The sequence below is a fragment of the Kitasatospora sp. NPDC033851 genome (assembly GCF_055576085.1).
Genome location: NZ_JBVIRL010000017.1, coordinates 15,565 through 26,878 on the forward strand (window position 1 = coordinate 15,565; position 11,314 = coordinate 26,878).

Annotated in this window: 15 protein-coding genes; 8 read left to right on the forward strand and 7 right to left on the reverse strand. The window is 73.9% G+C overall.

Going from position 1 to position 11,314, the window contains the following annotated elements:
- The first annotated feature begins 121 nt into the window (after positions 1-121).
- Positions 122-487, forward strand: a complete 366-nt coding sequence (locus ACZ51D_RS28120) for a YciI family protein (RefSeq protein ID WP_360507309.1) — start codon at positions 122-124, stop codon at positions 485-487.
- 175 nt (positions 488-662) lie between these two features.
- Positions 663-1,880, forward strand: coding sequence for an RNA polymerase sigma factor (locus ACZ51D_RS28125; protein WP_465618724.1), 1,218 nt, complete (start codon positions 663-665; stop codon positions 1,878-1,880).
- On the opposite strand, the gene ACZ51D_RS28130 is transcribed toward ACZ51D_RS28125, so the two are convergent.
- On the reverse strand, positions 1,877-2,344 hold the full coding sequence (locus ACZ51D_RS28130) for a MarR family winged helix-turn-helix transcriptional regulator (protein ID WP_465618798.1): 468 nt from the start codon (positions 2,342-2,344) through the stop codon (positions 1,877-1,879). The two genes, ACZ51D_RS28125 and ACZ51D_RS28130, sit on opposite strands and share 4 nt — an antisense overlap.
- Positions 2,345-2,470: 126 nt before the next feature.
- Between ACZ51D_RS28130 and ACZ51D_RS28135 the strand changes: the two genes are divergently transcribed.
- Positions 2,471-3,253 carry a dioxygenase family protein gene (locus tag ACZ51D_RS28135; RefSeq protein WP_465618722.1) on the forward strand — a complete coding sequence of 261 codons (783 nt, stop codon included), beginning with the start codon at positions 2,471-2,473 and terminating at the stop codon, positions 3,251-3,253.
- 34 nt (positions 3,254-3,287) lie between these two features.
- On the opposite strand, the gene ACZ51D_RS28140 is transcribed toward ACZ51D_RS28135, so the two are convergent.
- The 5 genes from ACZ51D_RS28140 to ACZ51D_RS28160 all read right to left on the reverse strand — a co-directional run bounded on the left by ACZ51D_RS28140 (position 3,288) and on the right by ACZ51D_RS28160 (position 5,866).
- Complete coding sequence (locus tag ACZ51D_RS28140; RefSeq protein ID WP_465663806.1) at positions 3,288-3,935, reverse strand: NAD(P)-dependent oxidoreductase; 648 nt, start codon at positions 3,933-3,935, stop codon at positions 3,288-3,290.
- Between the two features lie 237 nt (positions 3,936-4,172).
- Positions 4,173-4,559 (reverse strand): VOC family protein, encoded by a 387-nt coding sequence (locus ACZ51D_RS28145; RefSeq protein ID WP_465618718.1) that lies wholly within the window; start codon positions 4,557-4,559, stop codon positions 4,173-4,175.
- Positions 4,560-4,564: 5 nt separating this feature from the next.
- Positions 4,565-5,116 carry a GNAT family N-acetyltransferase gene (locus tag ACZ51D_RS28150; protein WP_360508042.1) on the reverse strand — a complete coding sequence of 184 codons (552 nt, stop codon included), beginning with the start codon at positions 5,114-5,116 and terminating at the stop codon, positions 4,565-4,567.
- A complete protein-coding gene (locus ACZ51D_RS28155) occupies positions 5,113-5,574 on the reverse strand; it encodes a group II truncated hemoglobin (RefSeq protein WP_465618716.1) in 462 nt (153 codons plus the stop codon). Before ACZ51D_RS28155 ends, ACZ51D_RS28150 begins: the two co-directional genes overlap by 4 nt.
- Before the next feature lie 43 nt (positions 5,575-5,617).
- Positions 5,618-5,866: a hypothetical protein gene (locus tag ACZ51D_RS28160; RefSeq protein WP_465663807.1), complete on the reverse strand. Its 249-nt coding sequence runs from the start codon at positions 5,864-5,866 to the stop codon at positions 5,618-5,620.
- 75 nt (positions 5,867-5,941) lie between these two features.
- Between ACZ51D_RS28160 and ACZ51D_RS28165 the strand changes: the two genes are divergently transcribed.
- From ACZ51D_RS28165 to ACZ51D_RS28175, 3 genes are all read left to right on the forward strand, one after another.
- Positions 5,942-6,706 (forward strand): SDR family NAD(P)-dependent oxidoreductase, encoded by a 765-nt coding sequence (locus ACZ51D_RS28165; RefSeq protein WP_465618712.1) that lies wholly within the window; start codon positions 5,942-5,944, stop codon positions 6,704-6,706.
- A gap of 62 nt (positions 6,707-6,768) precedes the next feature.
- Positions 6,769-7,167, forward strand: coding sequence for a MerR family transcriptional regulator (locus tag ACZ51D_RS28170; protein WP_465618796.1), 399 nt, complete (start codon positions 6,769-6,771; stop codon positions 7,165-7,167).
- Positions 7,168-7,218: 51 nt separating this feature from the next.
- Positions 7,219-8,754, forward strand: a complete 1,536-nt coding sequence (locus ACZ51D_RS28175) for an AMP-binding protein (protein ID WP_465618710.1) — start codon at positions 7,219-7,221, stop codon at positions 8,752-8,754.
- 76 nt (positions 8,755-8,830) lie between these two features.
- On the opposite strand, the gene ACZ51D_RS28180 is transcribed toward ACZ51D_RS28175, so the two are convergent.
- Positions 8,831-9,613 carry a helix-turn-helix transcriptional regulator gene (locus ACZ51D_RS28180; protein ID WP_465618708.1) on the reverse strand — a complete coding sequence of 261 codons (783 nt, stop codon included), beginning with the start codon at positions 9,611-9,613 and terminating at the stop codon, positions 8,831-8,833.
- Between the two features lie 147 nt (positions 9,614-9,760).
- Here ACZ51D_RS28180 and ACZ51D_RS28185 point away from each other — a divergent pair, with 147 nt between their 5' ends.
- Together ACZ51D_RS28185 and ACZ51D_RS28190 are read left to right on the forward strand one after the other, a co-directional pair.
- Positions 9,761-10,576 (forward strand): TIGR03084 family metal-binding protein, encoded by an 816-nt coding sequence (locus tag ACZ51D_RS28185; RefSeq protein ID WP_360508025.1) that lies wholly within the window; start codon positions 9,761-9,763, stop codon positions 10,574-10,576.
- 49 nt (positions 10,577-10,625) lie between these two features.
- The gene (locus ACZ51D_RS28190; protein ID WP_465663808.1) at positions 10,626-11,240 is read left to right on the forward strand and encodes a hypothetical protein; all 615 of its coding nucleotides are present in this window, start codon (positions 10,626-10,628) and stop codon (positions 11,238-11,240) included.
- Positions 11,241-11,314: the final 74 nt, after the last annotated feature.

Sequence of the window (11,314 nt, forward strand, 5' to 3'; positions counted from 1 at the left end):
CTGACCCTCGGGCGCGGAACCTGCGGAAAATCTTCGTGGCGGGTGTCGATCCGGCGCCGGCCCGTTCGACGCAGGGGTGAGAGGCGGGGAGAGGCCCCGCCCGACCGACCGAGGAGTCACCATGCCGCGCTTCATGACACTGATCCGGATCGACGAGCAGGCCCGCGCCGACTGGGAGCCGGACCCGAGCTTCGAGCAGCGGATGGGGGCCCTGTTCGAGGAGATCACCAAGGCCGGGGTGATGCTGGAGACCGCCGGGCTGACCCCGACCTCCCAGGGCACCCGGGTGACCTGGAACGACGGGAAGGTCGGCTACACCGACGGGCCGTTCACCGAGACCAAGGAGGTCGTCGGCGGTTACGCCATCCTGCAGTGCAAGGACCAGGCCGAAGCCCTGGAGTGGACCCGGCGCTTCCTGCAGACCCACCCGGCGGGGTGGAGCGTCGAGGCGGAGGTCCGGCAGATCGAGGAAATGCCCCAGCCGTAACGGTGAGTGCGTTTGCCTCCCCCGCCGTCGGCTGCTCTGATGGGTCGCCGTGACGGAGAGGGCTGCGAGAAACGGCACTGCGACGAACGGCACTACGCCGGGCGGCACTACGACGAACGGCACTACGCCGGACGGCGCTGCGCCAGCCAGGACCGCGGCGGCGGCCGTCGAGACGGTGTTCCGGATCGAGTCCGCGCGGATCATCGCCGGGGTGGCCCGGATCGTCCGGGACGTGGGCATCGCCGAGGAGCTGGCGCAGGACGCGCTGGTGGCCGCGCTGGAGCGGTGGCCGCAGGAGGGCGTCCCGGACAATCCGGGCGCCTGGCTGACGGCCACCGCCAAGCACCGGGCGATCGACCTGGTCCGCCGCCGGGAGGTCTACGCCCGCAAACTCGCCGAGGTGGGGCGGTCGGCGGAGGACGTGGCGCCCCCGGAGCCGGTCGAGCCGGACGACATCGACGACGACCTGCTGCGGCTGATCTTCACCGCCTGCCACCCGGTCCTGTCGGCGGAGGCGCGGATCGCCCTCACCCTCCGACTGCTCGGCGGGCTGACCACCCCGGAGATCGCCCGCGCCTTCCTGGTGCCCGAGCCGACGGTGGCGCAGCGGATCGTCCGGGCGAAGCGGGCGCTGGCGAAGGCGGCGGTGCCGTTCGAGGTGCCGTACGGGGAGGACCGGGCGCGGCGGCTGTCGTCGGTGCTGGAGGTCATCTATCTGATCTTCAACGAGGGGTACTCGGCGACGACGGGGGACGACCTGCTCCGCCCCCAGCTGTGTGAGGACGCGCTGCGGCTGGCCCGGGTGCTGGCCGCGCTGATGCCGGCCGAGCCGGAGGTGCACGGGCTGGCCGCGCTGCTGGAGTTCCAGGCCTCGCGCACGGCCGTCCGGACCGGCCCGGACGGCCGGCCGGTGCTGCTGGCGGACCAGAACCGGGCCCGCTGGGACGGGCTGCTGATCCGGCGCGGCTTCGACGCCCTGCAGCGGGCGGGTACCGGGCCGTACTCGGTGCAGGCCGCGATCGCCGCCTGCCACGCGAAGGCGCGGCGCTACGCGGACACCGACTGGGCGACCATCGCCACACTGTACGAGCGGCTGCTGGCGCTGTCGCCGTCCCCGGTGGTGGCGCTGAACCGGGCGGTGGCCGTCTCGATGGCCCGGGGTCCGGCCGCCGCACTGGAGTTGGTGGACGCGTTGGCGGCGGAGCCGGCGCTGCGCGGCTACCACCTGCTGCCGAGCGTGCGGGGCGATCTGCTGGCCCGGCTGGGGCGGGCGGACGAGGCCCGGGCGGAGTTCGAGCGGGCGGCGGAACTGACCCGCAACGAGCGGGAGCGGGAGCTGCTGCGGGAGCGGGCCGCGGGCCTCGGGGGGCTTTGGGTGCCCGAGGAAGACTAGGGGGTTTCGTCCAGGCGCAGCCGGGCGCTGACCTCGCCGAGACCCTCGGCGAGGACGGCCAGCTGGTCGCGGGTGAGCACGTCGATCAGCAGCTCGCGGACCAGGGCGACGTGCCCGGGCGCGGCCTGGCGCAGCATCTCCCGTCCCTGGTCGGTGAGTTCGGCGAAGACGCCGCGTACGTCGCTGGGACAGGAGCGGCGGGAGACCAGGCCCATCCGCTCCAGCTGGGTGACCTGGTAGGTCAGGCCGCTCTTGGAGGTGACCAGCTTGTCGGCGAGTTCGGTCATCCGCAGCGAGTCGCCGGGGGCGGCGGACAGGTGCACCAGGATCTCGTACTGCTGGTGCGAGAGGCCGGAGTCCTCCTTGAGCTGGCGCTCCAGCCGGCGGTTCAGCAGGTTGCTCGCGGTGACGAAGCCCCGCCAGGCGGCCATCTCGTCCGGGTCCAGCCAGCGGGGTTCGTTCAGTGAGGACATGGATGAAGCCTACTCCTGTTGTTCAAATTCGAACAAAGGTGTACCGTCGATCGGAGTAGACGTTCAAATTTGAACTACCATCGGACGAACGGTCCCACCGGTCCCGAGGAGGACGCCATGAGCACCGCGGCCCCCGAGCGCATGCCCGCTCTGTACCTGTCGCACGGCGCTCCGCCGCTGGCCGACGACCCGATCTGGCCGGGCGAGCTGGCCGCCTGGTCCGCCGACCTGCCCCGGCCCAAGGCCGTGCTGATGGTCTCCGCCCACTGGGAGGAGGCGCCGCTCGCCCTCGGCGCCGTCACCACCACACCGCTGGTCTACGACTTCTGGGGCTTCCCCGAGCACTACTACCGGGTCCGGTACGCCGCCCCCGGCGCGCCGGAGCTCGCCGAGCGCGTGCGCAAGCTGCTGCGCGCCCCCGGCACGCCCGTCCAGGACATCCCCGACCGCGGACTCGACCACGGCGCGTACGTCCCCCTGGTGGAGATGTACCCGGACGCCGACGTCCCGGTGCTCCAGGTCTCGCTGCCCACCCTCGACCCGCAGCGGCTGCTGGAGCTCGGCCGCAAGCTCGCCCCGCTGCGCGACGAGGGCGTGCTGATCGTCGGCAGCGGCTTCTTCACCCACAACCTGCGGGCACTCAGCAACGACGGCCGGGTCACCTCGGTGATGGCCGAGTTCGACGACTGGGGCCGGCGCGCCCTGGCCGCCCACGACCTGGACGCACTGCTCGACTTCGAGCACAAGGCCCCCGCCGGGCGGCTCGCCCACCCGCGCACCGAGCACTTCGCCCCGCTGTTCGTCACCCTCGGCGCCGGCGAGGCCGACCTGGACAGCCAGCGCAGCGTCATCGACGGGTTCTGGATGGGACTGGCCAAGCGCTCGATCCAGCTGGGCTGAACGGACTCGACGGATCACAGCGAGCAGCAACGGATCACAGCGAGCAGCAGGTGAAGCGCTCGCCGATGTGCTCGGGCTGCTCGATCTCGTCCACCAGGACGACCGCGTAGTCCGGCACCGAGATCCGGCTGCGCCCCTCGGCGTCGGTGAGCAGCTGCTCCAGGCCGGTGCGGTAGCGGCCGGTCCGCTCCCCCGGGCCGATCTCGGCGGCCGGGCTGAGCACCGTCCAACGGAGGTCGGAGACCGTCCGGTAGTAGTCCAGCGCCGCGCCGTGCGCGTGCATGATCTGCAGGACCGTCTCGGGCAGCCCCGGGGTGTCCCAGACCCGCACGCCCGGCGCGGTCTCCAGACTGCCCGCACCGCCGACCGCGATCAGCCGGGGCGCCGCGCCGTCGAGCCTGCGCAGGCCCTCGACCAGGGCGCGGGCGGCGGGCTCGATCAGCGCCAGGTGGCCCGGGCCGTCACCGCCGCCGACGGCGCTCACCAGGACGTCGCGGCCGGCCGCCACCCGGGCCACGTCCGCCGGGTCCAGCACGTCCCCGCGCTCCACGGCGGCGGCCCCGCCCCGGTAGCGGTCCGGATCCCGGACCACGGCGGTGACCTCGTGGCCACGTGCCGCCGCCTCCGCGACGACCGCACTGCCGATGCTGCCGTTGGCGCCGATCACGGCGATCCTGGCCATGGGGTACCTGCCTGGTGGCTCGGTGGGGGCTGCGTGTGCCGAAGGGCGTCGGACAGGGTCGATTATCGGGCGGATCCCCGGCGCCGGCCCGGGGCTTGGGCCTGTCGTGTGACGGCTTGGCGCAGCTGCGTTCGACGAGCGGCCGAAGGAACGGCCGAGAGAACGGAACGGCCGCCCGCGCACGTCCTCGTGGGACTGACGGGCGGCCATGGGCCAGTGGCCGGTACAGCCGGACGGCTACGCGTCCCCGGTGGCGGCGCGCTCGGCCTTGCTGCGCTCGACGCAGAACTCGTTGCCCTCGGGGTCGGCCAGGGTGAACCAGCCCTTGCCGTCCGGGGTGCGGCGGTCGGCCAGCACGGTGGCGCCCAGGGCGACCAGGCGTTCCACCTCCTCGTCCCGGCTGCGGTCCTGCGGCTGCAGGTCGAGGTGGACCCGGTTCTTCGCCGACTTCCCGTCGGGCACCCGGATGAACAGCAGCGAGGCGCCGGCCGAGTCCACCAGTGCCTCCTCGTCACCCGGGTTGTCGTCCTCGCCCAGGGTGCCGTCCAGTGCCTGCGCCCAGAACGTGGCCAGGGCGTGCGGGTCGGCGCAGTCGATCGTCACATGCCGTGCCAGAGAAGCCATGCGCCCTACTCTGAACTGCGTCGTCCGGATCCGTCCAGCCGTTTCCGGGAATGCCGGTGGCCGTCCCTCGGGTACGGCGGGAAGGCCGGGACGACCTCCGTGAACGCGTAGCCGCTCTTCTCCGCGACCCGGCACGAGGCGTGGTTGTCGCCCTCGTGCAGCAGGTCGATCCGACACAGGCCGTCCTCGGCGAAGGCGGCGAAGGCCCAGGCGGTGAGGGCCTCCACCGCGCGCGGGGCCACGCCCCGGCCGCGCGCCGGGCCCGCCGTCCAGTACCCCACCTCGGCCGTCTCCCCGCCCGGGGTGCCGCGCTTGAGCACGACGTTGCCGACCAGCTCGCCGGCGTCCAGGACGGCGAAGGCGTACCGGGTGCCGGCCGCGCGGCCCTCGTGCTGCGCGGCCAGCCAGTGCGCGGCCCCTTCGGCGCTGTCCACCGGGTTGCGGGTGAAGCGGCGCAGCGTCTCGTCCCGGTAGGCCTCGATCAGGGCCGGCGCGTCGGCGTCCTCGAAGGGGCGCAGCTGCAGGCCGTCGGCCGTCGGGTGCGCGGTGACGGTCATTTCTCCAGCCCCTCCCAGTTCCAGCGCGGGGTCGGGCCGGGCTCGCCGAGGTCGGTGCCGGCCGGGGAGGCGGAGACATCCTCGGCGATCTTCGTGCCCCAGTCGAAGTACTCCAGCACCCGGCGGCGCAGCAGTTCGTCGGCCGGCAGCTCCTGGCGGACGGCCTCGGCCATCAGCTCCATCCAGCGCAGCCGCTGTTCCTCGGTGATCTCCAGGCCCAGGTGGGCGTGCAGCAGGGCCTGGTGGCCGCCGAGCTCGTCGGTGAAGGCGGTCGGGCCGCCGAAGACCTCGGCCAGCCAGACGGCGACGTGCTCGATGTGGGTGGGGGTGAAGTCGGCGAAGACGGGCGCGAGCAGCGGGTCGGCGAGGACGCCCCGGTAAAAGGTGTGGCTGAGGCGGCGCAGGGCGTCGATGCCGCCGACGGCGTCGTAGAGGCTCTCGGGCCGTTGGTCGCTCATGGGTGTGCTCCCCGTAGGTGGTTGACCGTGCGTTGCGACCTTCCTAGCAGGCGGGCGGCGGCTCGGCAGGCGCTGCGGGCCCGTTGTTCGCGTCGGGCTCAGCAAGTGGAGGGCTCGGCTCCTGTCCCCCGGCCAGGGAACGGGCGTACGCCTCCCGGACGTTCGGCGGGACAACGCCGCGCCGCACCACCGGCAGGCCGTGGGCGGCGGCCCGGACGGTCAGCGGGGTGTCCTCCTCGGCAGCGGGTGCGGGTGCGGGTACGGGTGCGGGCACGGTGTCGTGGTCGGTCATGCGCCGCATTCTGACGGTCGGCTCCGACACTCCCGCTTGACCCTGCCGCTGGCGGCAGGGTCGGAGGGTTGCCCCATGGACACTGTGAACGCAGCAGAGGGTCGGGGCGTGGTGGTCACCGGCGCCGGAACGGGGATCGGGCGGGAGACCGCGCGGGCCTTCGCGGCCGAAGGGGCGCGGGTGCTGGCGGTCGGGCGGCGGCCGGAGCCGCTGGCAGAGACGGCAGCCGCGTACCCGTCGCTGATCGAACCGCTGGCCGTCGACGTGACCGGGCCGGACGCGCCGGAGGCGATCGTCCGGGCGGCGCTGGAACGGTTCGGGCGGCTGGACGTACTGGTCAACAACGCGGGCATCACCGGCAGCGGCGGGCAGCTCGGCGGGTACACCCGGGACGGCGTCGAGGCGCTGCTGGCCACCAACCTGGTCGCCCCGGTGCTGCTCGGGCAGGCCGCGCTGCCGGCGTTGGCGCACAGCCGGGGCGTGGTGGTCAACGTCAGCACCGCCGTCGGGCAGCGCGGCTGGCCCTCCGGCTCGGTGTACGCGGCGAGCAAGGCCGCACTGGAGACGGTGACCCGCAGTTGGGCGGTGGAGCTGGCCCCGCGCGGGGTCCGGGTGGTGGCGGTGGCACCGGGGGCGATCGAGACGCCCATCGGCGAGCACGCGGGGCACGGCCCCGAGCGGCTGGCGGCGCTGCGGGCCTGGCAGCTCGCGCACACCCCGTTGGGCCGGATCGGCCACCCGGCGGAGGTGGCCTGGGCGATCGTGCAACTCGCCTCGCCGCAGGCCTCGTTCGTGACCGGCGTAGTGTTGTCCGTCGACGGGGGCGCGCTGGTGCAGTGACGACCGGTGAAGTGGCAACCGGTGAAGCGATGCCCGGTGCAGGGACGATGGGGGCCGTACGGGTGCGGATCGGCGAGCTGGCGCGGGCGACGGGCGCGACGGTCCGGGCGCTGCGGCACTACGAGCAGGCCGGGCTGATCGACTCCGAGCGCGAGCCGAACGGCTACCGCGACTACGCGGAGTCGGCGGCCGCCCGGGTGCGCAACATCCGCGCGCTGGTGGGTGCCGGGCTCACCCTGGACGACGTCCGGCCGCTGCTCGGCTGCCTGGACGGGGACGTGCTGGCGAACCGGCCGTCCGAGCGGGTGCTGGCGGTCGCCCGGGAGCGGCTGGCGGTGCTTGAGCGCCGGATCGCCGCCCAGACCGAGGCGCGGGACCGGCTGGCGGCGGCCCTGGCGGCCGCTCCCGAAGCGACCGGAGCGACCGCCCCGACGGCGACCGGAGGTGCTGCGGAAGGGTGACACCCCCGATCGGGGGTGTGCAGGGAGCAGGTGGGAGAGGACAGTAGGCGCATGCAGATTCCACTCTCCGTGATGGACTTCCTCGACCGGGCCGAGCTGGTCTACGGCGACCGGGTCGGCATCGTCGACGAGCCGGTGCAGCCTGCCGAATCCTGGGGCGAGCTGAGCTACCGCCGTGTCGCCGAACTCGCCCGGGCCCAGGCGGCCGGGCTGGACCGGCTGGGCGTCGGGCCCGGCGAGCGGGTCGCGGTCGTCTCGCACAACTCGGCGCGGCTGCTCACCTCCTTCTTCGGCGTGAGCGGGCACGGCCGGGTGCTGGTGCCGGTGAACTTCCGGCTGAAGGCCGAGGAGGTGTCGTACATCGTCGAGCAGAGCGGCGCCTCCGTCCTCCTGGTCGACCCCGAACTCGCCGACGCGCTGAGCGGGGTGGTGGCCAAGCACAAGTTCGTGATCGGCGCGGACAGCGACGCCCTGCTGTACGACTTCGACAACTCCCCCCGGCGGTACGCGGTCTCCGAGAACGACACCGCCACCATCAACTACACCAGCGGAACCACCGCCCGCCCCAAGGGCGTTCAGCTCACCCACCGCAACGTCTGGCTGAACGCGACGCTGATGGGCCTGCACTACGGCGCCAACGACCGGGACGTCTACCTGCACACCCTGCCGATGTTCCACGCCAACGGCTGGGGCCTGCCGTTCTCCCTCACCGGGCTCGGCGCCCGGCACATCGTGCTGCGCAAGGTGGACGGCGCGGAGATCCTGCGCCGGGTCGAGCGGCACGGGGTGACCTTCCTGTCCGGTGCGCCCGCCGTGGTCCAGATGGTGCTGGACGCGGCCGCCGACTGGGACGGCCCGGTGCCGGGCCGCGACCGGGTGCGGATGATCGTGGCCGGCGCCCCGCCGCCGACCTCGGTGGTCCAGCAGGTCGAGGAGCAGCTGGGCTGGGAGTTCATGCAGCTCTACGGCCTGACCGAGACCGCGCCGATCGTCACGGTGAACCGCTCGCGGGCCGAGTGGGACGCGCTGCCGGCGGCCGAGCGGGCCGAGAAGCTGGTGCAGGCCGGCGCCCCGGCGCTCGGCACCCAGCTGCGGGTCGACGGCCAGGGCGAGGTGCTCGTGCGCTCCAACACCGTGCTGGACGGCTACTGGCAGCAGCCGGAGGCGACCGCCGAGGCGCTGCGCGACGAGTGGTTCCACACCGGCGACGGCGGCACCCTCGTGGACGGCCAACTGACCATCTCGGACCGGAAGAAGGACGTCATCATCAGCGGCGGGGAGAACGTCTCCTCGATCGAGGTGGAGGACTGCCTGTACAGCCACCCGTCAGTCGCCGAGGCCGCGGTGATCGGGGTGCCGCACGAGAAGTGGGGCGAGACGGTGAAGGCGCTGGTGGTCCTCCGGGAGGGCCACGGGCCGGTCAGCGAAGCCGAGTTGATCGCGCACTGCAAGCAGCGGCTGGCCGGCTACAAGTCGCCCACCTCAGTGGAGTTCCGGGACGCGCTGCCGCGCACCGCCACCGGGAAGCTGCAGAAGTTCCGGCTGCGCGAGCCGTACTGGACCGGGCGGGAGCGCCAGGTCAACTGATCCGGCGGCTCACGTGATCCGGCGGCCCACCTGGTGCGGCGGCTCGGCAGCGGCTCGGCAGCGGCTTGGCGGCGACTCAGTGCACGAGGCCTGATTCCCTGGCCGCCAGGGCGAGTTCGGTCCGGTTGCGGACACCGAGCTTGTGCATCGCGGACTTGAGGTAGCCGGTCACGGTGTTGCAGGTCAGGCCCAGTCGGGCGGCGATCTCCGGGTTGGTCCGGCCGGTCGCCGCCCAGCGCAGCACCTCGTGCTCGCGCGGGGTCAACGGCCGTACGGGGGCGGCCGGCCGGGGCTTGGCGCGGCTCCAGGCGGCGGCCCCGGCGAGCGCCCGGGCGGCGGCCCGGGCCAAGGTGCCGACGGCGGAGATCCGGACGTCCCCGAACGGGACGACGGCGCGCACCGAGGCGTACACCACGCCGTGCACGGTGTCGCCGTCCATCAGCGGGACGGTCAGCATCGCGTACAGGTCCTCGGCGGCGACGGCCGGGTCGTACTGGTGCGAGATGGTCGTCGCCGCACGGTAGTCGGGCACCCAGGTGGGCGCGCGCTCGGCGAGCGCGCGTCCGCCGAGACCGAGCCCGGCCGGAACCGCCACGTTGTGCAGCAGGTCCGCCCGGGTGCCGGCCCAGTGGCGCAGCACCATGCCCTCGCCGCCCTTCCCACGCCCGGGCAGCGGCTCCGGCACCCCGACCAGCCCGACATCCACGCCGCACTCCGCCACCACCCGCCGCGCGAGGTCGCCGAGCACGGCGTCCCGCACCAGCTCGGCGGCCCGCACGGCGACGTCGGGGTCGCCTTCGGGTCGCGCGGCGTCGTCGACGGGTCGCGCAGCGGCGAGGGAGTCCGCAGCCCTGGTCATCGCGGAATTGTCACACGCGGTACGGCCGGTGGCGAGAGTCCTGACGTGGGTGTTTCGTGGAGTGGCGGACGCCGTCGGCCCGCCGGGCATAGGGTGCGGGCGCAGGCTACCGACGGGTAGCAACTGCCGTGCCCCGGAGGGAAGACGATGACCGACCCGAACGCCGTCCTGCGCGGCCTGTTGGCCGACCTGCGGGCCGAGACCGCCGTCCTGGACGCGCTGGTGGCCGGACTGCCGGCCGAGGACTGGGCTCGGCCGACCCCCGCCGAAGGCTGGACGGTCGCACACCAGATCGCCCATCTGGCCTGGACCGACGGCTGGACCGCGCTGGCCGCCCGCGACCCGGAGGGCTTCACCGCCTCGCTCGGCGGCCGCTTCACCGAGCTCCTGGCCGCCGGGGCCGACCCCGTCGAGGAGGGTGCCCGGGAGGGCGCGGCCGCCGAGCCCGACGCCTTGCTCGACCGCTGGCGCACCGGCCGGGAGGAGGTGCAGGCCGCCCTGGCCGCCGCCCCCGCCGACGTCCGGCTGCCCTGGTTCGGCCCGCCGATGAAGCCCACCTCGATGGTCACCGCCCGGCTGATGGAGACCTGGGCGCACGGCCAGGACGTCGCGGACGCCCTCGGCGCGGCCCGGGAGCCCACCGACCGGCTGCGGCACATCGCCCATCTGGGCCTGCGCACCCTGGGCTTCGCCTTCGCCGCACACGGGCTACCCGCGCCGGAGGCCCCGGTCCGGCTCGAACTGACCGCCCCCGACGGGAGTTCGTGGCCCCTCGGACCGGCCGACGCCACGGACGTGGTCACCGGCCCCGCCCTGGACTTCTGCCTGCTGGTGACCCAGCGCCGCCACCGCGACGACCTGGCCCTGACCGCCACCGGCCCGGTCGCCACCGCCTGGCTGCCGATCGCCCAGACCTTCGCGGGGCCTCCCGGCAAGGGGCGGCAGCCGGCCTCCGGCGCCTGAACGGCCCCGGCCGTCAGGGGTGTCGGGCCTTTCGGGGACAATGGCGGGCATGAACGACCTGCTCAGCCGCCTGCCCGACGTCCCTGCCCTGCGCGACCGCTGCCGCGGCCTCGCCATGCTCGACGCGATCCTCAGCCCGGACGACTGGGAGTCGCGGTACCACTCCTTCGACTCCCGTTGGGACGAGGGCGAGGAGCTGGCCTCGATGCGCAACGGCCAGGGCGACGACTGGTGCGTGATCTTCTCCCCCGTCGGCGCCTACGGGCGGGCCTTCGACCACGAGGCGCCCAACGCCCCGGAGCTGCTCGCGGCCGTGCCCGAGGAGTTCCGCCGCTTCGCCGAGGAGCCCGCCCTCGGAGACGAGGACGGGCCGACGGTCACCCGCTGCTTCTGGCGCGGCCAGGGCGACGACTCCTGGCGGGGTGCGGCGGCCGAGCGCGGCGCGGACCACCTGTTCGAGCTGCTCGCCGACGGGTCGGCCGAGGCCTACCGGCAGTGGGCCGAGGACTACTTCGAGCCGGAGCAGGCGCTGGACCTCACCGCGATCGGGCACGTCCTGGCGCTGCGCCCGCTCACCCCGGCCGTGGTGGCGGCGCTCAACGCGGAGACGGACCTGGACGAACTGGCCGAGGACCTCGCGGAGATCGGCTACCCGGCGGGCTGATGCATTCGGGGAGCCGATCCGTTCGGTGAACCGATCCGTTCGGTGAACCGATCCGTTCGGTGGGCCGATCCGTT